This is a genomic window from Nodularia sp. LEGE 04288 (assembly GCF_963896525.1).
Lineage (GTDB): Bacteria > Cyanobacteriota > Cyanobacteriia > Cyanobacteriales > Nostocaceae > Nodularia.
Genome location: NZ_CAWQOY010000144.1, coordinates 13,913 through 34,777, shown reverse-complemented (window position 1 = coordinate 34,777; position 20,865 = coordinate 13,913). Strand labels below are relative to the sequence as shown.

Genomic DNA, 20,865 nt, shown 5'->3' with positions numbered 1-20,865 from the left:
ACTTGAGATCAGTCCTATCCAGAAGACAAACAAAAACCCGCTATGAAATTAATCAAGCGGGGAAGATTTTAATATTTTCAATTCACCATCAGCAAGTTAAGCAAACCATTCTACAACGGCTTCATCTTTAGTATTGGTATTTCGAGATGGAGTCTCACGATTAAACTTCATTTGAATTGATCGTGTTTGTTCACCATCAGCCGCCACACCCACAATTGGATAGTCAATCAAACCATCTTGGAAGGACATTTGGAAGCGGAATGTCCCATCTGGATTCAGTTTAATTTGACGACCGCCAATAGTCACAGTTGCATCAGGTTCGGTTGCACCGTAAACAATTAACTCAGCGTCAGCAACTAACCAGAATTGGCGAGGACGCATTGGTACGCCAGCCGAGAAGCCCGCACCTGACATACCAGCACCAGACATGGTTAAACCAGACGCAGTAGGAACAGCCCACATACCTACACCAGAGGGGAAAACGTAGGAACTAATAGCTTCTTCCGGACGTGCAGAACTTGGTACTTGGTGCATGGAACCGAACAGAGAACCAGCAACTCGTTGGGCTTCGGCAGATTCAGCCAAGCCAAAGATTTCTTCGTATATGGGGTTACTGTTACCGTTTACTCCTATTCCGGCTGACGCTGCGGCTGCGGCTTTCTTCGCCGGGGGGACTAATTCGTAAACAGTTTTACCACGTAAATCTTCTTCAAAGTTGACAGTCACAAAAGCATCCTCAATCCAGTCTGATGGATAAACAGGAGGAATGTGTACTCTCGCAGAACGCGCCAATACTAACCAACGACCATCAGCAGTACGGTAACCGATATCTATGACATAATCGCGATCGCTCACTGGAATGGGAATATACCATTCTCTTGCCAATTCGTCAGCAGGATATTCTTGAATACTGTGAGGGCTTTGGTGATCAATATCGATGTCGGTAACATCGTAGATCCGCAGTGCTAGTTGCTGTCCACCTTGTTGGCGTAGTTCCGCTTTATGTTCGTGAGGAATATCCCAGTAGGTATAAGCCCATTGAGGATCGCGGGGTAACAGTACAATCCGGCTTTCACCATAACCTTGTGGTAGGTCTGCCAGTCCTTCATCAACATCAGCCAAAGAACCACCAGTTCGGTCTTCTTGGCCTAATTCAAATTTTGCTGCTTCCACGGTTTCCTGTGCCTCCAGTGAACGAGTTGGACTAAGCGATATTTTGCTGCGCTGGACTTCTTGAATCGATGCCAGCAGTTGAGATTTACGCATTCGGCTATAGCGAGAGATGCTATATTCACTGGCAACTTTGCGTAGTTGCCTTAATGTCATCTCTTCTAGTGGTGGGCGTTCTTTTGCCATAATCTTGGACTCCAGTAGTTTGCAAGGTAAATGATTTCCCTGGGTTACAGAATCTTCTATAAAATAAAATGTCATCTACCCCAGATGAATTTCTGATTCCTGACTTCTGGTTTTGCCCAGCTTTTAAGTTTTTAATTTGTTCTTAAATTGAGAGTCACAACCTTTCGATTCCGCGATCATGCCATGATCAGCATTTCTTTGGGATCGGAGCAGTTCTTTTGTTAAGTAAATATTAACCATTAAACCTTGCTAGGGATCAAGGGGGTTACAGGCACTTTTTTGCCTGTTATACGAATTTATCGGCTCTTCGGGGATCATAATGTCAGCAAACCATGACAAACTGCCGTAATTACGTTTGGAAGCATAGCGTAAATGTTATGGAAACATGACATTTCAGTTATGGATTAGCTGAAAACCGCAATCCACAAAGGAATAAGCCGGAATAAACGTTGCGGCAAAAATGTGAAGCACCCCAGAATCAGGGGTAAGTAGGCTGGAATATTTATAACTATGTAAAGAAAAATGAAGTTTAGGGTATGTTGTCGCGCAGCGTAACGCACCCTATTGGACTGACAAGCCTAAATTAGTGCATAAACATAAATATTGTGGAGTGGACTTCTAGCCAGCCCAGAACAGGCATCTTGTCTGTTCCACAAGAGAAACATAATGCAACATTTTCAGCTTGCCACGCCACTACGGGTAATTTATATTTCTTTTTTATTGGTAAAAATTACAACTTACAGACTTGATTTGAGTTTTTTTCCATGTAAAATTTCATGCCAATTTAATTAATAACCGACATATTTTGGATACGCCAAACATCGGCTTGTCGAATTAAAGAGTATCGCACCCGCAAAGTTTCATCAGTAAAATTTCTGATCTGACCCTGGTCATAGAACTGCGTGACTTCCCTGACTGTAGCCACGACTACAGCTTGATCCGATTTCTGATCAAAGTATTCCACCTTGACTGTGTGGTTATATGTCCGATGGCGGTTCTGTGACCTCTCTTGTTGGGCCAGCCCCCGCCATTGAGAAAGAGTTGTATCTGTAAGAATGTCTTGTAAACTATCCAGGTTATATTTCGGCCCTAAAGCTGCGGCTTTAGTAGATAGCCAAGTCTGAATAACTTCTTGCGCCGTCCCATCGGTCAAAGAACCTTCTGGGGGTTGTAACTTGCTGCTTTCGTCTGGAATATTTATGGGTGGTTCATTCAGTTGCACAAATAACTGTTCACCTTGTAAAACTGGTGCAGGGAATAATAAATTTTTCACCAATCCAAATGTCGTCGAAACTAACAGCCAAAAAACTAAGATACCTGCTAAAGAACCAAATATAGTCCAAACAAGTCGTGTTTTTCCTTCTAAAGTCGCAGCAAAAGCTTGTTGCTGTTGAGGATAACCCCGGTTGACAGGTTGACTGGGCTTTCGTCTCCGGCGCTTTTTGACTTGACTAGTGGGAGTTGATTTAGCTGCACCATTGAGATGATGGTTAGTGGCTCTGGTTGTGTGTTCAGGATGAGAAAATTGTGCTAAATGTGTTTGTGAGTTAGCCACTCGTGAAATGATATCTGGTGGTGTACTGCCATGAGTTGGCGTGAAGTTGGCATTTTCATGTCTTTTGTGATCTGGCGTTGCTGATAAATCCGCATCAGGTGTTTTATCCTGGGCAAATTGTGGAGAAACAGCAGTGGAATGATAACTCTGACGCGGAGGGTGGGAAAAAGACTGACGATTGATGATAGCCCATTCCTGACTGGTTTCTGCATCGTTAGGTAAAGCTTCTAAATAAGCTTGCACCTTTTGGTTAGCAAAATAATCTTTCAGCGAAGCTTGCTGTTTAGCTAAATCTCGAAAGTGAAGGAATACTTCATTTTGTAACCATTGTTCAGCATACAAACATAGCCCCGGTAGCAAGTCGGGAGAGTCTAGGGATTTTTCCCGAATCAAAGCTAGGGCTTCGTATTCCTGACTGAGTTCTAAAACACGGGTGGCTTCTTCGGTTTGACCCAGTAGCAGCGCACACAGCGATTGTTCTAAATGCACATCTTGACGTTTTCCCAAACGCATCAGCATTTGCTTCGCCTGACGAATTAAAGCCGGTTGATATTGAGTGAATCCCCGTGCTAATAAGGCATAAACCGCCAAGTAAGTGGCAACAGCAGATGGACGTTTACTTTCCGCTTCAAATAACTTATGTTGTTCACCAACTGTTAAATAGTTGCGTAATTGCTGGATAAAGCGTAAAAAATCATCTATATTCAGACCTGATTGATCATTGCCAGTACCATCGATACCACCGCGATCGCTCAAGATGTCATGCAAAAATCCTAAGCCTTGTCTTCTTTGGGCAAACTTTTCTTCAGGTAATGCCAACAATTCCAAAATTCGATAGGGGCGCAATTTATACAAATCAGCCTGCATTTCCGCCTGGACGCTGGCAAATAGCCCTTCACGAGCTAGCAGTTCTTGACCAGTTTCTAAAGAAATAGCCGCATTTTCATACTGACCTTGCTGCCAATGCTCCCGACCCAACTCAAGACAAGCCAGCGCTACAGTCAGAACAATATCTGGGTAATCAGAATTTTCGAGAAATTCTTCACTTTCGAGATCATTTGCGCCTCTAGCAGATGCTATACCGCCTTGATTCGTGAGGTAATTATGACCTAGCTTTAGTACCAGTTCATATTCCCCCAGTTCTTGCAGAATCAATAAAGCACCAACTAATTCCTCTTGGGAAATGTCAATACTCAGACTCTGGATGTCAGCATCAGCGTTGTTGCTTTCTGTGTGGGTTCCCACTGCAACAGTAGCATTACCATTGCCGTCAGGGCCATAGGCATGGGCAAGATAAAGCTGGTCATAACTGCTACGTTCTTTAGGATTGGATAAAACCACGTAAGCTTCTTCTATGAGTTGTTTGCGAGAAGAAATTGCTGCTTGAGAATACTCTCGTCGCGGCAATTGCATAATGCGATCGCTGTATGACTGCCGCAACTGTTCATCACTTGCCGCTAACGGTAATCCCAAAATTCGGTAGTAATCTAGCGGAATTCGCACAGTCTACTTCCCCTGCACCGTGATCAACATAATTCACCTAGAGCATTCCAGCCATGTAAAACCGTGCCATAATAGTACGGTTAATAATACCGTAAACAACTTACACTATAAGTATATATTGAGACAATCTATTTTGTTACTTCCTAAAATTTAAATAATATTTTAGTGGTAATATTTTGCATTGCCTAGAAAGCGCCAATACTTTGTTTTAATTCTGAGTATTTTTGCCTGTAAGCACTTATAGTTACTGATCGTTCACGGATTTCCCCAGCTACGCAGTTAAGGATATGTGTTAATTAAAGATTCGTGAATATAGCATAAATAACTTTTTTTTACAAGTATCGCGCTATAGATAAAAAATTCCTGATTCATTTTTACCAAATTGTTCATGGATATGCAGAAACCGAGCTATCCTGATTGATAGCCTATGAACAGGATTAGGGAGTGAGAAAACTCAGGGGTGTATTTGTTGGCCTTAGGGTAAGATCCTCGCAGAGCGTGGGTAGAACAATCAAAAATTCACTCATTGTTTCGCCTCTATTGCTCATAAACCTTTTTGGTGCATAAATTTTGGTGGTTGACTTCAGCACATCCTAGCTAATGAAAAGCAGATATTGTCTGACAGCAACTTATTTGAGATGGTAAATTTCAGTTTTACTATAGGAATACTACAAAATAATGGTTCAAGAACGCACGTTACCTACATTTAATAAGGCCACTCTCAAAATCACTAAAGAAGAAGGATTGCGGCTGTATGAAGATATGGTACTAGGTCGCTCATTTGAAGACAAATGCGCTGAGATGTACTATAGGGGCAAAATGTTCGGTTTTGTCCACCTATACAACGGTCAAGAAGCAGTTTCCACAGGTGTGATCCAAGCGATGCGACCGGGTGAAGATTTTGTTTCCAGTACCTACCGTGACCACGTTCATGCCTTGAGTGCCGGTGTACCAGCGCGAGAAGTGATGGCAGAGTTATTTGGCAAAGCCACAGGGTGCAGCAAAGGACGTGGTGGTTCGATGCATATGTTTTCTGCCGAGCATGGCTTACTAGGTGGTTATGCTTTTGTGGCTGAAGGCATTCCCGTAGCAGCTGGCGCAGCTTTTCAAAGCAAATACCGCCGCGAAGTTTTAGGAGACCAAAACGCTGACCAAGTAACAGCTTGCTTTTTTGGCGATGGTGCAGCTAACAACGGTCAGTTTTTCGAGACATTAAATATGGCAGCTCTCTGGAAATTGCCGATTCTGTTTGTCGTCGAAAATAATAAATGGGCAATTGGGATGTCTCACGAACGAGCAACTTCCCAGCCAGAGATTTACAAAAAAGCCAGCGTGTTTAACATGGTAGGCGTGGAAGTAGACGGTATGGACGTGCTAGCAGTGCGCTCCGTCGCTCAAGAAGCCGTCGCCCGCGCCCGTGCTGGTGAAGGGCCAACATTAATAGAAGCCCTCACCTACCGTTTCCGGGGACACTCCCTCGCAGACCCAGATGAAATGCGAAGCAAAGCCGAGAAAGAATTCTGGTTTTCCCGTGACCCCATTAAGAAGTTGGCGGCTGATCTGATTGAGCAAAACTTAGCCGACGATGCCGAACTCAAAGCAATTGATCGCAAAATTCAAGAAGTCATTGAGGAAGCGGTGAAGTTTGCCGAAAGTAGCCCAGAACCAGACCCCAGCGAGTTGTATCGCTTCATATTTGCAGAAGACGAGTAGAGAGTTCTGAGTGTTATCTCCTAGAGACGTTGCATACAACGTCTCTATAAGGTTTCACCGAAGACGCATATTTAATTTCTGGATCTACTCTAAATTCACTTTAAATTAGGACTGAAGCTTGTGTTTACTATCACCCTTCAAGAGCAACAATACAAAACTTACATCCTCAGCGATGAAAGTGCTGGCTCTCAAATAGAAGTAGTACCAGAAAGAGGCGGTATTATCACCCGTTGGCGCATCCAGGGGCAAGAAATTTTCTATCTGGATACTGAACGCTTTACTCATCCTGATTTGAGCGTCAGAGGTGGAAATCCGATCCTGTTTCCTATCTGTGGCAATTTACCGGATAATATCTATACCCACAACGGGCAACGGCACACTCTTAAACAACATGGCTTTGCGCGTGAGTTACCGTGGGAAGTGACTGAACAAAAAACTGAAGATAACGCTAGTCTGACTCTCGTACTCAATAGCAACGAGCAAACTAAGGCAGTTTATCCTTTTGACTTTCAACTCATTTTTACCTATGAATTGCAAGGTAATACTTTAGCAATTCGGCAGGAATATAAAAATTTGTCATCCACCCCAATGCCTTTTTCGGCTGGTTTCCATCCTTACTTTCTGACTGGTAGTGATAAGAGTCAGCTAGAGTTTCAAATTCCTTCTGTGCAGTATCAAGACCAAAATACTAAGGAAATTCACTCATTTGACGGTAGTTTTGATTTCAACCGCGATGAAATTGATGTTGCTTTTAAAGATTTGACTAGCCAATCTGCCACAGTTATAGATCCTAGCCGTTCGCTCAAACTGACTTTAGATTACGATCCGATCTATTCTCATCTGGTGTTTTGGACAGTCAAAGGCAAAGACTTCTACTGTCTAGAACCTTGGACAGCCCCTCGTAATGCCCTCAATACTGGAGAAAACCTGACTGTCTTAGCTCCAAAAGCTAGCTGCACGGCATCTGTAAGCTTGAGAGTGAATCTTTTATAAAATTGTTTGCAAATCTCAGATGCTCATGCTATGATGGCAAAGTTGCAAAACAAAATAAAAGGGTCGCTAACTCAATGGTAGAGTACTCGGCTTTTAACCGATTTGTTCCGAGTTCGAATCTCGGGCGACCCACTTTTAAGGTTAATGTAATTTTGGTATGGTGCGCGATCGCCAGAATTTAAGATACCGCTGGCTTATTTAGATGATCATCAAGAAGAGATGCGATCGCTCTTGCCGAAGTATGAACAAAGTTGGTATCTAGGATACAGGGCTACCAAAGCCATTATTCGTAGCGTAGCTGACTGCACAGTAGTATATGGCAGGTATAGGGCATCTTTATGAAAGATAGCGTCAAGTTCTTCAACATAAACACCCATCACTAGTTATAATTTCCTATAAGTTGAAAAAAGTATTAAGATTAGCGTAATAATAACGCTTTTCTCACGTCGATTAGCTGAAAAATAAATTAGGAGGACTATATATGGCGCTCGTACCAATGCGGCTGCTTTTGGATCACGCGGCTGAAAACGGTTACGGCATTCCTGCTTTTAACGTTAACAATTTGGAGCAAATTCAGGCAATTCTGAAGGCAGCAGCCGAAACAGACAGCCCTGTAATTTTACAAGCTTCTCGTGGCGCTCGTGCTTATGCTGGAGAAAACTTTCTGCGCCACCTGATTTTGGCAGCAGTGGAAACTTATCCTGAGATTCCCATTGTCATGCACCAAGATCATGGTAATGCTCCTTCTACTTGCTACTCAGCAATCAAGAATGGCTTTACCAGCGTGATGATGGATGGTTCTCTGGAAGCTGATGCCAAAACTCCCGCTAGCTTTGAGTACAATGCCAATGTCACTCGTGAAGTAGTTAAAGTCGCTCATTCCTTGGGTGTCAGCGTTGAAGGTGAACTTGGTTGCTTGGGTTCTCTGGAAACTGGTGCTGGTGAAGCTGAAGATGGTCACGGTTTTGAAGGTACACTCGACCACTCTCAATTGCTGACTGACCCAGACGAAGCAGCAGACTTTGTAGAGCAAACCCAGGTAGATGCTTTGGCTGTAGCTATCGGTACCAGTCACGGTGCTTACAAGTTTACTCGCAAGCCCACAGGCGAAATTTTGGCAATTAGTCGCATTGAAGAAATTCACCGCCGTCTGCCTAACACCCACTTGGTAATGCACGGTTCCTCTTCTGTGCCTGAAGATTTATTGGCACTAATTAACCAATATGGTGGTGCAATTCCCGAAACCTACGGTGTACCTGTAGAAGAAATTCAAAAAGGTATCAAGTGTGGTGTGCGTAAGGTTAACATTGACACCGATAACCGTCTAGCTATCACCGCCGCCGTGCGTGAAGCTTTGGCAGCAAACCCCAAGGAATTTGACCCCCGTCACTTCCTCAAGCCTTCGATTAAATATATGCAGAAGGTTTGTTCTGACCGCTATGAGCAATTTGGCACTGCCGGCAATGCTAGCAAGATTAAGCAAATTTCTTTGGAAGATTTTGCTGCTAAGTATGCCAAGGGCGAACTGAATATGGTAACTAAGGCATCTGCTAAAGTGTAACAACAATTAAATAGGGGCATAGCACTGCTATGCTCTTTTAATTAAATAGGGGCATAGCACTGCTATGCTCTTTTAATTTATCTGATGGGGAGTAGGGAGTAGGGAGTGGGGGAGCAGGGAGCAGGGGGGAAAAATTGTGACTTCCCAATGTGACTAATGACCAATGACCAATGACAAATGACGACCCTAGCCAGTTAACTTTATTTACGCCGACCTACTTATCCGTTTATGTTTTAACCTCCTTGGCGGTTGCTATAACTGCTGGGGTAGTCAAGTAAACAAATTTCCGTCATATTCCCCTAAGCATTCATGGGTGAAAATTTCATGGGAAGAAACTGGAAAAACTTGAAGATAGTCGCAAGTTTCTGGGGTGCGATCGCTTTGACACAGTTTTGTGGGTCAAATACCTCTGTCTGGGCTGCTGATACAGTTGTTGTGCGTTTTGGCCCCTTTGCCGAATCAATTTCTCTCTCCGAGTTACAAAAGGCTGCGGATACTGGGGAATTTCCCAGGGGTTTAGAACTTTACACCGGGAGAATATCTGAAGAACAACGCCGCTTGTTCTTGGAAACGCTGAGAACCCGAGTACCAATTGATGTTGTCACCCTCAGTAGTTTACTTAATACTCAGATTGGCACAACGATTCTTAGTAACCTCTCCGAGGCTTTAGTCAGAAAGGATCAGGCGGGGGTACAAGCACTCAGAGCCGCATTTGTATTAGGTGCGACTAAACCCCAGGGTCTTTCTCTACTCAATTTTATTGCTGCTTATCCCAGTGAACGCCTAGAAATTAATGCACTCAAGGCTTTCCAGGTGGCGCGACGTTTAAACAAGTCCTTTGGGCGCACTCAACAGTTTATGCTTGAGAGCGCACCCCAACTCGATTCTAGAACACCGCAGATTTCCTTACCATTTGACCCCCAGGCAAGCGGGAACGGCTCAAGTACAAGTCCTGAATTTGAATCGGAATGACCAAAAGCGCCATCAGGATCTATAACTTGCATTTACAAGCTAAACCCCACAGAGAAAGGGATTGGAACTTAGCTTTTTATAAAACTACACAAATAATGCTATGAGTATATGTTACTAGTTCTTCATAGCGATCGCCTGACAAATACAGACTTTTTCCGATCTTGATGACAAATAAATTCATCAAAGATTCTGCACAACTGCTTTAAAGACTAAATTTTCTGACTATTTTTTGGGCTTTAGTCTAGTTTAGATTTATAATATATAACAAAGAACAGAATAGCGTACATAATAATAAACTCATAGGCTAACCAATGCTAGCTAGCTGGTTATTGCTGCTGTTCTGTACAGCAGTGTGGGGCTAGCAGCAGAAACAAGGCTTTGGTGAAAAGCTAGTCAAAGATTAGACCAGTTTAATTCATCACAGTTCTTTAGCCAACTACCTCAGATGAATTGAGGTCAGGTAGAAAAGTGTATTCGTTTGTACATTGATTGTGGATAAATAACTACTGGGAGTTAGCCGTGTCTAATCTGCCCTTAATTTGTAGTTTCATCTATTAACCGACCTCATTAACTTTGCTTAGTTTAAGCATTTGTACACCAATGTATTTTTCCAGCATCTGATTCTTTGGATGTTGACGTTAAGGTTTATCGGCTAAAATTCTCCAGCTTCTCGCACACTTTTACCTTGAGTTCAGTAACATGAAAGACTTTGATTGTATATTAAATATCTGCATTCTATCAGTAGCTTATCTATCCAGTATTTACTTGTGGATAGCGTTTTCTCAGCACTCCAATGAGTGACTAATTATTGTAATATTGATTGAAAAATTAATTTTAGTCGTTGACTAAGCCTCTGAGAGCGAAACTAATCAATAACTAGAGGCGCGTCTGTAAGAGGTAGTCAGCACTGATTCGTGTGCAGATTGAGTCAAAGAGAAAATTGCATCATTCATGGGATAAATGTTAGATTATTTACCAGAAATAATTACGATTAAAGAAATCACAATTGCCTCACTAGGATTAGTAGTTGGAGCTTTAATCTTTGTAATTAGCCGGTTAACTTTTATATGGTTAAAATTACTCTTGAAACAATTAACATTTTTCCAAAATCAAGATATTTACCAAAAATTAATTAAGCCTAATGAAATTATCATATTTTCTGTATTTGTCATTTTTTGCGTTGAATTTATTTCCTTTTTACTCCCGAAAAATAGCTGGACTCAATCATTAGAAATCATTATTAGTTTAACTTTAGCCATCGCCACAAGTTTATTAGCTTCGAGATTATTTAAGAATTTTTTTGACTTTTATTTATTAAATGCTGCTTTTAAAACTGGGCAAAAAATTAGCAGTGAATTCCTCATCCTGTTTAAATGGATAGCTAATATCATCATTATTGTTGTAGCTATTCTGCTCTATGCTCAAAGTCATCAAATTAATCTTTTAGGATTGCTAGCCAGTTTAGGAATTGGTGGATTAGCAGTAGCCTTTGCGGCTCAAAAGACGTTAGAGCAAGTTTTAGGTGGTATTGTTATTTATCTAGACCGTCCCTTTGTCATTGATGATTATATCGGACTACCCGACGGGACTTTTGGCAGAGTAGAATCTATCGGCTTGAGATCGACTCGTATTCGTACCTCTGGTAAAGGAACCGTTGTGATAGTTCCCAATAGTTCCTTGACTCAAGTAAATATTGAAAACTTTACTGGAGCGAAAAAAGTCATGTCCATACTTTATTTGACCTTTTATAAAGCCATCAGCAGTGAAGAAAGAGCGCTGATTCGTCAAGTTATTTTAGAAAGTACAAACGGGATTTTTGGACTGGATTCACGTAATACGGACGTAAGTTTTAAGAATATCAATAATTTAGTAGATCCAGATAAAAGTCAAGCGCAAGTTTCTTTCTTTATTTTGGGTTCTGGAGATGTTTCAATGGAATTACGTCGTCAACTTTTAGATTTGGCTACTCAAAGCATGACTGAATATTTAAAAGAATATGGTATTGCATTTGAGATAGAAGAACCAACAATTTATGTTGACTCACCGATTACCATTTAGATATAATGACAAATATTTCACAGATAATCCTGGACTTTTTCCAGCGTGACACTACAATATTATTCCTATCTAGATTTGGGTTATTTTTATTGTTTATCCTGCTATCTGTACTAGTAGGACGATATACTCCTACATTTTTGCGAATTGTGATTCAACGTTTTGCACCGCAACAGGTAGCTAGTATTTATAACAATTTAATCGAACCGATTAGAAACTTATTTAGAATAGCTGGAAGTTTAATTCTGATCTCGTTATCCTTAGCATGGATTATCGAATATCAATCGATATATAGATTTCTTGCACCCATTGTAGACTTAGCTGTTATTAGTAGTCTAGCTTGGCTATTTTCTCGGTTATTTCGGCAATTTATTCGAGTATATGGCATTGAATTAGTGCGGAAATTGGGGCGAGAAGTAGACGAATTGCTTTTAGTATTTGAAACTTTAGCAAATGTGATGATTGGATTTATTGCTATTATTGCTTTTGCTCAAAGTCAACAATTTAATTTAATTGGTTTATTAACTGGTTTTGGTATCGGTGGATTAGCGATCGCTTTTGCGGCTCAAAAGACACTAGAGCAGTTGTTAGGAACCATTGTGTTGTATTTAGATCGACCCTTTATTCCAGGAGAATATATTCGTTTACAGAAATCTGCACAAATCCCTGAAGGCTTATTTGGACGAGTTGAATCAATTGGGATTCGTTCCAGTAAAATTCGGACGGCTGCTAAAAGTACGTTATTCATTATTCCCAATTCGATATTAGCAAACTTAGAAATTGAAAATATTACGCGAGGTAAAAAAGTAATGGTTTTACTCTACCTCGATTTTGTCACCCTGCTAGAACATCAAGAACAAGCTTTAGTGGAGCAGGTGGTAGCCGAAAGTACTAACTCACTGTTTGGTATAGATCCCGGAAGCACCAGTATTACTTTTTTAAATCATAATTCTGAAAAGCAGACAACTCGAACCAGAGTGACGTTCTTTATTTTGGGTTCTAGCGATAACTCTCTACAATTACGTAAACGTCTATTAGAGTTAGCAAATGAGAAAATTTCTAAAAAACTAGTTACTTTTGGCATTGAGTTTACCATGCAAGAACCGACAATTTATGTAGATTCACCAGTGACACTTTAACAGTTAACTGTTAAGAGACATAATTGGGTTTAATTCCCCCAGCATATGGCTTGATCCTATCAATCAAATATAGAACCTCACCCCCAGCCCCTCTCCTTGCAAAGGGAGTACGGTGTACACAGAAGTCGGTAAATTCTCGTTTGTGTCATAAGACCCCACCCCTAGCCCCTCCCCGCAAGCGAGGAGGGGAACTGGATTTACAGTGAAATTCGGTTTATAGGGCTGGAAAATCTCTTTAATTCAGGATGTGTGTACACGGTAGGCTTGCTAAGGAGAGGGGAGACTTTGACACACTAATTTCAACTGAGTATGTGTTTGTATACCTGGCTGAAGAAGAACGCCGATGGAAAATTGCCCTGAGCGAGAGCCTAAGTTTGACAACTCGTCTTTTGACAAATCCCAGAACTTAGGGTAAATTTCCGCACTAGAAACGTGCCGCAGGAATTGATCAGAATGCTAGATTTGTCACTCATCACCATCCTGGGGTTCCTGGGCAGTTTTGGACATTGCTTTGGGATGTGTGGCCCCCTAACTGTGGCCTTTTCCCTTTCCCAGCAGCAATCAATTCCACAAACAGCTGAGGGTGAACAGATACCACCTCATAAAATACCCAACTCCTGGCAAGAACAATTAAAATTTCATCTATTACTGAATCTAGGGCGAATGTTCAGCTATGCTTTAGTCGGTGCTGGCATAGGGGCGCTGGGTTCGGTATTACTTCAAGGTGGTCAGTTTGCGGGTGTAGGCAGTGATTTCCGGCGCTGGATGGCAATTATTACCGGCTTAATGCTAATTTGGTTTGGGCTAGGGCAAGTAACACCCGATTTGCTGCCGCGCATACCTGTATTACATCCCTTACTACAAGGACGTTTACATGAGCGCTTGAGTACAGGAATGCTCAAGCTTTCCTACCAAACGAGATGGTGGACACCCATGCTTTTAGGCATGACTTGGGGTTTAATGCCTTGTGGTTTTTTATATGCTGCCCAAATTAAAGCGGCGGAAACTGGTAATTTATGGATGGGTGCAGCAACGATGCTAGCTTTTGGGCTGGGAACCCTACCCACGATGCTAGGTGTGGGTGTCTCCACGTCTTTGGTAAATAAAGATCGGCGCAGTCAGTTATTTCGCTTAGGCGGTTGGGTAACACTCACCATTGGCGTACTTACTTTGCTGCGGACTGGTGACACAATGGTAGATTACAGTGGACACGCGACGTTGGTCTGCTTAATATTGGCACTCATTGCCCGTCCCATTAGCCGCCTGTGGGCTTCACCGTTGCGTTACCGCCGAGGTTTGGGTGTGGCGGCTTTTGTACTGGCTGTGGTTCATACAACCCACATGATCGAACATTCATTCCAGTGGCAATTTGCGGCTTTCTTCTTTTTACCGCCGGATTTTCAGTGGGGCATGGCTGCGGGTGCTGTAGCATTAGTCTTAATTACCCCAGCAGCTTTCACAAGTTTTGAATCACTGCAAAAATATTTGGGTAAGGGTTGGCGACAGATTCATCTTTTGAGTGTACCAGCTTTACTATTAAGTGCCATTCATGCTGTATTGATTGGTTCCCATTACTTGGGTTCCTTGCAATCAACATGGGGAAATAAATTAGCGGTAGTGCTAATAGGAATTGTCACCTTCAGCGTGTTATTGCTGCGGTCACCTTTGTTTTGGTCAATGTTAAATATAGAGAAGTTTTATGTACCCCCAACCAAATCTTAGTAACAGGCATGGTCAGACTCGAAGGATCATCTATTATTTATTATTTTTGAGTTGCTTAGTCATATCAATAATTACGGCTGATCCTACTTCTGCCCATCAGGTGGAAATATCTGAGGATGTCGGTGCTACTATCCACATTGAGCCGAATGATAATCCTCGTGCTGGAGAACCTACTCAAGCTTGGTTTGCTCTGACTCGTAAAGGTGGACAGGTGATTACCCTGGCGGAGTGCGATTGTGAATTAGTGATTTATGCCGAACCCCATACACCAGGAGAACCAGCCCTAATCGAGCCATCTTTAGCACCTGTAGCCGTTGAACGTTATCAAGGTATTCCCGGTGCAGAAATTAATTTTCCTAAGCCAGGACGGTATCAGTTACAGCTAAGTGGTAAACCGGCATCTGAGGCCAGTTTTAAACCGTTTCAATTTGAGTTTGAAGTGACTGTGGCAACTGGAACAGCTAGAAATTCAGAAAATGTGCCAAATGTCAATAATGCACCGAGTCAAGATATGAATTTCAGGTCTGGGTTGACTATGACGGTGCTAGCGCTGGCAATTATTCTGGCTTTGGGTATTGTCTTTTTTATACTACGGATGAAGAAAGGGCGGGAATAGATTTACAGTCAGGCGGGCAGGATGCCCACCCCACAAGATTTATCACAGTGGATGTTTAGTTTAATCCGAAAAATTTCGGTAATTACAGATGTCGCTTTTGATGCCACTGCCAGGCATGAGTGACAATATCTTTGATGCCTGGGTATTGAGGTTGCCAGTTGAGGATTTTTCTGGCTTTCTCTCCACTACCAATTAGAGATGGCGGATCACCGGGGCGGCGATCGCACTCTTCAACTGGTATGGTTAGTCCAGTGACTTCTGCCGCAGCTGCAATCACTTCTCTGACGGAAAAACCATTGCCGTTACCTAAGTTAAATACTTCACTGTCTCCATTTTCTAATAAATATTTCAACCCCAAAACATGGGCATCGGCTAAGTCGTTAACGTGAATATAATCGCGAATACAAGTACCATCAGGGGTGGGGTAATCTGTGCCAAAAATGGCAATAGATTTTCTTTTGCCTAAAGCTGTGAGCAGTACTAAGGGAATTAAGTGGGTTTCTGGTTGATGATCCTCGCCTAGTAAACCACCCGGATGAGCGCCTGCGGCATTAAAGTAGCGAAAACGGACTGATTTCAAACCGTAAGCGACATCAAAATCAGACAGAATCCGCTCTACCATCAGCTTGGTAGCCCCATAGGGATTAATGGGGTTTTGGGGGTGGTTTTCGGGAATGGGTACGATTTCTGGGACTCCATAGGTGGCACAAGTGGAAGAAAAAACAAATTTCTCAATAGATGCAGCTACCATCGCTTCTAATAGCGTCAGTGTACCCACAACATTATTACGGTAATATTTAGCTGGATCAGTTACGGATTCTCCTACGTAGGCATAGGCGGAAAAGTGCATAACTGCGGTAATATTCCGACTTTTAAATAAGTCATCCAACAAGGCGCGATCGCCTGTATCTCCTACTACCAATTCTACCTGCAAAACCTTTTCTACCAAGTCTTGATGCCCATAAACCAGATTATCGAGGATGACGACTTCATAACCCGCTTGCTTGAGAGCAAGTACAGTATGGGAACCAATATATCCAGCTCCCCCCGTGACTAAGATGCTGGGCTTTCCAGAAGACATAGTTTTTCCTTTGGAGTTGACAACGATTCAATTAATTTATTTTACTGGTGCCACATTACTCATCCGAAACATGAGAAATAATAGACGCAGAGTCAAAAAATTGCACTAAAATCACTACGACGGTAGTCTTTGCTCTTGGGCGGGAGGTATTTGCTCTCAAGTAATAGTGCGATTACAATTTGACGAGAAAATACATCTTCTGCCACCAATCTCTAGGCTGATGCTTACGGGTGTGTCAGTTGCTCATGGGGGAAACTCCTGTTTTAAACTGGCTCACAGCACAATAAAATTTGAGAGTTAATCTATGTTTCTATTACTAAGCCGAGTCCTGCTGTGGCTGCTGATTGGCACTGTTATATACTCTCTGTTTCAGAGATTTTATCCAAAAGGAACCTTTGTCGGGAGATTAATTTTAGCGATTGTGTTGTTTGTCCTAGCTTTGTCGTTTATTAACCCTAATGAACCGGCTGTGGCATCTTTATGGAGAGTTGTATCATTTCCGCTCAAACCTCTGGGAGCTTCGGTGTTGCTGATGATGTTGGCGGCTCAGAAGATTAAGGGCGGCGGGATAGAACAACCAGGTGGTTATTTGGTCGGTTGGTCTTTGACCATTTTACTGTTGTCCAGTACACCTGCGATCGCTTACTTTCTGGTCAGGGTACCCATAGCAATGGTGGGTGATACCAACTTAGCAACACAGCAAATGATTCAGGATGATTGGCTGGTGTCGTCTCTCAGACCTGACAGTTCCTACCCAGAAGCGCTTGTGGCATTGGGACCAGCAACTACGCCCACGCTCATTTCCGATGTTGTGGGCAATAGTATCTTGCTGAATCAACAACAGGGTCGTGCAACTATAGCATTCAATTCTTTGGGTGTGAAAGTTCCACCTTACCTATCCCAAACTCCTCCTCAAGACATTGCCAATCGCGGATTGCGAATTGAAGACTTTGTACCCAGTGCAGAAACTCTGCAACTCACAACCCAAGTATGGGAAAGTTATCTGAACCAGATTTACTTTTTCCTACGTGGTAACCGGACACCTAACTAAAAAAGTTACATTAACAGTTGAGACGACTGTCCCAAATACGCATCTGAAAAATCAACCACAGATGTAGACGCGTTAGCGGCTTGCCGTAGGCTACACAGATGTTTGATCGGTGTTCATCTATCTGCTGCTGTGGTTGAATCTCAAAAACATTGACAACTTGCTGCTATATGGGCTTCCCTATTAGTTAAAGTAAGATAGGGCGAACTGCTGAAATTCCCCTATAAAACTCCGGGATACTCCCGCTACATTGCTTGTAGCGGTGAGCGTCGTCACCAAATCCAGACTGATCAGCAGTTATACCTCAGATGATTAAGTTGCAATATCGCTTTAATGGCAGAATCTCGACGACTTGCTAAACTCGGTGCTTATTTACGCCCCCATTGGCGGGAAACGACATTAGGCATTCTCGCTTTATTATCTGTCAATGGGCTGGGTGTTTATATCCCCTGGTTGATTCGTTCAGCCGTTGACCAACTTTCGGCCAGCTTTAATTTCAACAGCATATTATCTTACGTAGTGCCGATTGTCTTGCTCAGTTCGGCGATGTGGCTGATCCGTATGGCTTCCCGCATCTGGCTGTTTGGGGTAGGAAGACAGGTAGAATTTGACCTGAAACAACGTATTTTTGAACATTTACTCAAGCTGGAGCCTGGTTATTTTGCCATTAACACTGCTGGAGATTTAATTAATCGTGCTACCAGTGATGTGGAAAATGTCAAGCGGTTGGTGGGTTTTGCTGTCCTGAGTTTGGCAAATACTCTATTTGCCTATGCTCTGACGTTACCAGTGATGCTGACAATTAGTGTGAATCTGACACTAGCTTCTTTGGCTGTGTATCCCTTCATGTTCTTGTTAGTGCATCTGTTTAGCAATCGCCTCCGCAAAGAGCAAGCTGTAGTCCAAGAGGAACTATCTGACATCAGTGAACTCATTCAAGAAGATGTCAGCGGTATGGCGCTAATTAAAATCTACGCCCAAGAAGAAAATGAGCGTCGAGCTTTTGCTCACAAGAATCAGCAGCTATTGGCGGCTAACCTACAACTGGCTAAAAGCCGAAATATCCTGTTTCCTTTAATTGGTGGTTTAGCTAATCTCAGTTCTCTGGTAATTATCTGGCTGGGGGCGACACAAATATCCACTGGAACCCTGGCTGTTGGAGATTTTTTGGCGCTACTAATTTATGTAGAACGTCTAGTTTTCCCCACAGCTTTATTAGGTTTCACAATTACAGCTTATCAACGTGGTGAAGTGAGTATTGACCGCTTGGAGTCGATTCTTTCTGTCACACCGAAGATTCAAGACGAAGCGGATACTGTACATTTGCCTTTGGTTGACGTTCAAGGAAAACTCACAGCCGAAAATCTCAGCTACACTTATCCCGGTGCGACTACTTCGGCTTTAGAAAATGTCAACTTTACGATTTTCCCTGGGGAAACAGTCTCTATTGTCGGGGCTATTGGTTCTGGTAAATCAACTTTGGCCAATGCTTTACCGCGTTTGTTAGATATTGCACCAGGGCAATTGTTTCTGGATGGTTGGGATATTACCAAGATATCATTGACAGATTTACGTCAAGCGATCGCTTACGTTCCTCAAGATAGCTTTTTGTTTAGCACTACAATTAAGAATAATATCCGCTACGGTGACCCAGTTAGTGAGCTACAAGATGTAGAGTATGTAGCCAAACTAGCTCAAATTGATGCCGAAATTAGCAATTTTCCCCATCAATATGAAACCATTGTTGGCGAACGCGGCATCACTCTGTCTGGTGGTCAACGACAACGTACAGCCTTGGCTAGGGCGATGCTGGTAGAAGCCCCAATATTAATTTTGGATGATGCTCTTTCTAGTGTGGATAATCAAACCGCCACACAAATTCTCAATAATCTTGGCAGTGGTTCGAGGCGCAAAACCATAATTTTTATTACTCATCAGCTATCTGCTGCTGCTGCTGCTGACCGAATTTTTGTGATGGATAAAGGCCACATTGTCCAGATAGGCAAACATTTAGAATTATTGCAAACAGAGGGTCTTTATAGAACTTTGTGGAGTCAGCATCAAGTGGAAGAGTTACTGCGATAGACATCCCAAAAAATCAAATTTGCTTGTTCCATAACCCTTGTAGAGACTACAGATAAATTGTCTCTACATTCTTTTTCACTGCATTTACCAAGCTCCAATGCGCCTAAAGATGACATAGACAGTTTTCACAATCAATATCAAATCATACAGTGGATGCCATTTTTTTTGGTATCCCAGGTCTAAATCAACGATTTGTTCAAAATCATCCACCTGAGAACGACCGTTAACTTGCCATTCACCAGTTAGCCCTGGCTTGACATTTAAACGTTGCCAGTGACGGGGGGTATATTTTATGACTTCATCATGAGTGGGCGGACGAGTTCCCACTAAACTCATTTCACCGATGAGGACATTCCAAAACTGAGGTAGTTCATCCAAACTCGTCCTTCGCAAGCAACGTCCTACCTTCGTGACTCGGAAGTCATTTTTATTTTTAAAGATCAGTCCTTTGGCTTCGTTGTTCACCAGAGATTTGAGTTTTTCCGCATCACTAACCATTGAACGGAATTTCCAAATCCGAAAGGTATTTCCCTGGAGTCCATATCTTTCTTGTGTGAAGAAAATTGGCCCTGGATTGTCAATCTTAATCGCGATCGCTATTGGGACAAACACAATAGCTAGAATTAACAGCCCCACCAAGCTTCCTACGATGTCCAAAGTACGTTTGAATTTAGACTCTACAGAGGAGTGGGGAGTAAATTCCAACTCCCAAGCTTTATAAGTACCTTGCAAAACGCTTCTTATGGGTGTATGGTACATTTTCTAGCCGAATATTAAAATAATGAAGTATAATTACTGATCATCTATCTGAATATAAACTTTGTTTTAGTACAATCAATCCCTGTTTCCGTTATGTTTACTGGATCTTCATCAAAACCTAGTTAATATGAGGTTTTATAAAGATAAGATAAATGTAGCTAATATAGCTTAGAGGAAATGGGTAATCAAAAGCAATATGTCTTAAAGATTGCACACATAATTGGGATGTCAAGGGGCAAGAATGAATCAGCAAATTCCCCAAAATAAAAAGCATTGACTAAAAATGCCTCTATCCTTTGATGGAAGCATGAAACAACAAAATCGTCAATATTATAAGAGCTATATTTATTCAAATATTCCAGGATGATCAGCGACCCTATATTCAAGGATGGTAAATAAATGATTTCATCTGGTGTCCAGGTTAAAATGAGTCGAGTGGAATCCATTCTTGAACAAATTGGGGAAGCTGTCCTCTCAACGACTGAGACAATTGAACAGCTCGCTGAAGGATTAGAAAATCTCAGTGTGCAAGTTGAAGCACAGGGAAAGCAGGTGGAGCAACAAGGATACCAAATTTTTGCATTATGTGATGCTGTCCAGAGCCTGGCTGAATCTCAGGAAGATTCACGGCAACAAATCACCCAACTCACCCAAACTTTAAATAGGCTGACGTTATTAATTCAAGGATCACAAAGCACAGTGTAAAG

General features: G+C 42.2%; 16 protein-coding genes and 1 tRNA gene. 12 read left to right on the top strand and 5 right to left on the bottom strand.

Annotated features, from left to right (window positions below; genetic code table 11):
* Nucleotides 1–96 precede the first annotated feature (96 nt).
* On the bottom strand, nt 97–1,356 hold the full coding sequence (locus tag AACX33_RS20685) for a DUF4912 domain-containing protein (RefSeq protein WP_194000605.1): 1,260 nt from the start codon (nt 1,354–1,356) through the stop codon (nt 97–99).
* A gap of 784 nt (nt 1,357–2,140) precedes the next feature.
* Nucleotides 2,141–4,414 carry an IMS domain-containing protein gene (locus tag AACX33_RS20680; protein WP_194000603.1) on the bottom strand — a complete coding sequence of 758 codons (2,274 nt, stop codon included), beginning with the start codon at nt 4,412–4,414 and terminating at the stop codon, nt 2,141–2,143.
* Between the two features lie 678 nt (nt 4,415–5,092).
* On the opposite strand from AACX33_RS20680, the gene pdhA reads away from it, so the two are divergent.
* The 3 genes from pdhA (at nt 5,093) to AACX33_RS20665 (ending at nt 7,252) form a co-directional block, all read left to right on the top strand.
* Nucleotides 5,093–6,127: a pyruvate dehydrogenase (acetyl-transferring) E1 component subunit alpha gene (gene pdhA / locus AACX33_RS20675; protein WP_194000602.1), complete on the top strand. Its 1,035-nt coding sequence runs from the start codon at nt 5,093–5,095 to the stop codon at nt 6,125–6,127.
* A gap of 120 nt (nt 6,128–6,247) precedes the next feature.
* On the top strand, nt 6,248–7,120 hold the full coding sequence (locus AACX33_RS20670) for an aldose epimerase family protein (protein WP_194000600.1): 873 nt from the start codon (nt 6,248–6,250) through the stop codon (nt 7,118–7,120).
* A 60-nt stretch (nt 7,121–7,180) separates the two neighbouring features.
* Nucleotides 7,181–7,252 (top strand) — tRNA-Lys (locus AACX33_RS20665).
* A 77-nt stretch (nt 7,253–7,329) separates the two neighbouring features.
* Here AACX33_RS20665 and AACX33_RS20660 read toward each other — a convergent pair.
* A complete protein-coding gene (locus AACX33_RS20660) occupies nt 7,330–7,497 on the bottom strand; it encodes a hypothetical protein (protein ID WP_194000598.1) in 168 nt (55 codons plus the stop codon).
* Nucleotides 7,498–7,601: 104 nt separating this feature from the next.
* Between AACX33_RS20660 and fba the strand changes: the two genes are divergently transcribed.
* The 6 genes from fba to AACX33_RS20630 all read left to right on the top strand — a co-directional run bounded on the left by fba (nt 7,602) and on the right by AACX33_RS20630 (nt 15,185).
* A complete protein-coding gene (gene fba / locus AACX33_RS20655) occupies nt 7,602–8,681 on the top strand; it encodes a class II fructose-bisphosphate aldolase (protein ID WP_194000597.1) in 1,080 nt (359 codons plus the stop codon).
* Between the two features lie 324 nt (nt 8,682–9,005).
* Complete coding sequence (locus AACX33_RS20650; RefSeq protein WP_194000595.1) at nt 9,006–9,653, top strand: alpha/beta hydrolase; 648 nt, start codon at nt 9,006–9,008, stop codon at nt 9,651–9,653.
* 960 nt (nt 9,654–10,613) lie between these two features.
* Nucleotides 10,614–11,711 carry a mechanosensitive ion channel family protein gene (locus tag AACX33_RS20645; protein ID WP_194000594.1) on the top strand — a complete coding sequence of 366 codons (1,098 nt, stop codon included), beginning with the start codon at nt 10,614–10,616 and terminating at the stop codon, nt 11,709–11,711.
* 5 nt (nt 11,712–11,716) lie between these two features.
* Entirely contained in the window at nt 11,717–12,847 is a 1,131-nt protein-coding gene (locus AACX33_RS20640; protein WP_194000592.1) for a mechanosensitive ion channel family protein, read from the top strand.
* Nucleotides 12,848–13,300: 453 nt separating this feature from the next.
* Nucleotides 13,301–14,569: an urease accessory protein UreH domain-containing protein gene (locus AACX33_RS20635; protein WP_194000590.1), complete on the top strand. Its 1,269-nt coding sequence runs from the start codon at nt 13,301–13,303 to the stop codon at nt 14,567–14,569.
* Nucleotides 14,547–15,185, top strand: a complete 639-nt coding sequence (locus AACX33_RS20630; RefSeq protein WP_194000588.1) for a hypothetical protein — start codon at nt 14,547–14,549, stop codon at nt 15,183–15,185. The genes AACX33_RS20635 and AACX33_RS20630 overlap by 23 nt, the downstream gene beginning before the upstream one ends.
* 82 nt (nt 15,186–15,267) lie before the next feature.
* Here AACX33_RS20630 and galE read toward each other — a convergent pair whose 3' ends face one another.
* Nucleotides 15,268–16,266, bottom strand: coding sequence for a UDP-glucose 4-epimerase GalE (gene galE / locus AACX33_RS20625; RefSeq protein WP_194000586.1), 999 nt, complete (start codon nt 16,264–16,266; stop codon nt 15,268–15,270).
* A gap of 304 nt (nt 16,267–16,570) precedes the next feature.
* Here galE and AACX33_RS20620 point away from each other — a divergent pair, with 304 nt between their 5' ends.
* Entirely contained in the window at nt 16,571–17,317 is a 747-nt protein-coding gene (locus tag AACX33_RS20620; RefSeq protein WP_194000584.1) for a hypothetical protein, read from the top strand.
* Between the two features lie 330 nt (nt 17,318–17,647).
* The gene (locus AACX33_RS20615; protein WP_194000582.1) at nt 17,648–19,399 is read left to right on the top strand and encodes an ABC transporter ATP-binding protein; all 1,752 of its coding nucleotides are present in this window, start codon (nt 17,648–17,650) and stop codon (nt 19,397–19,399) included.
* 84 nt (nt 19,400–19,483) lie between these two features.
* Here the strand turns inward: AACX33_RS20615 and AACX33_RS20610 are convergent, their stop codons facing one another.
* Nucleotides 19,484–20,158, bottom strand: a complete 675-nt coding sequence (locus AACX33_RS20610) for a sugar transferase (RefSeq protein WP_194000580.1) — start codon at nt 20,156–20,158, stop codon at nt 19,484–19,486.
* Nucleotides 20,159–20,557: 399 nt separating this feature from the next.
* Here AACX33_RS20610 and AACX33_RS20605 point away from each other — a divergent pair, with 399 nt between their 5' ends.
* A complete protein-coding gene (locus AACX33_RS20605) occupies nt 20,558–20,863 on the top strand; it encodes a hypothetical protein (protein ID WP_194000578.1) in 306 nt (101 codons plus the stop codon).
* The last annotated feature ends 2 nt before the right edge of the window (nt 20,864–20,865 follow it).

Coding starts and splice junctions, on each gene's coding strand:
- AACX33_RS20615 (WP_194000582.1), top strand. CDS start 17,648: ATGGCAGAATCTCGACGACTTGCTAAACTCGGTGCTTATTTACGCCCC.
- AACX33_RS20660 (WP_194000598.1), bottom strand. CDS start 7,497: ATGGGTGTTTATGTTGAAGAACTTGACGCTATCTTTCATAAAGATGCC.
- fba (WP_194000597.1), top strand. CDS start 7,602: ATGGCGCTCGTACCAATGCGGCTGCTTTTGGATCACGCGGCTGAAAAC.
- AACX33_RS20635 (WP_194000590.1), top strand. CDS start 13,301: ATGCTAGATTTGTCACTCATCACCATCCTGGGGTTCCTGGGCAGTTTT.
- AACX33_RS20620 (WP_194000584.1), top strand. CDS start 16,571: ATGTTTCTATTACTAAGCCGAGTCCTGCTGTGGCTGCTGATTGGCACT.
- AACX33_RS20605 (WP_194000578.1), top strand. CDS start 20,558: ATGATTTCATCTGGTGTCCAGGTTAAAATGAGTCGAGTGGAATCCATT.
- AACX33_RS20630 (WP_194000588.1), top strand. CDS start 14,547: ATGTACCCCCAACCAAATCTTAGTAACAGGCATGGTCAGACTCGAAGG.
- AACX33_RS20685 (WP_194000605.1), bottom strand. CDS start 1,356: ATGGCAAAAGAACGCCCACCACTAGAAGAGATGACATTAAGGCAACTA.
- galE (WP_194000586.1), bottom strand. CDS start 16,266: ATGTCTTCTGGAAAGCCCAGCATCTTAGTCACGGGGGGAGCTGGATAT.
- AACX33_RS20610 (WP_194000580.1), bottom strand. CDS start 20,158: ATGTACCATACACCCATAAGAAGCGTTTTGCAAGGTACTTATAAAGCT.
- AACX33_RS20640 (WP_194000592.1), top strand. CDS start 11,717: ATGACAAATATTTCACAGATAATCCTGGACTTTTTCCAGCGTGACACT.
- AACX33_RS20645 (WP_194000594.1), top strand. CDS start 10,614: ATGTTAGATTATTTACCAGAAATAATTACGATTAAAGAAATCACAATT.
- AACX33_RS20650 (WP_194000595.1), top strand. CDS start 9,006: ATGGGAAGAAACTGGAAAAACTTGAAGATAGTCGCAAGTTTCTGGGGT.
- pdhA (WP_194000602.1), top strand. CDS start 5,093: ATGGTTCAAGAACGCACGTTACCTACATTTAATAAGGCCACTCTCAAA.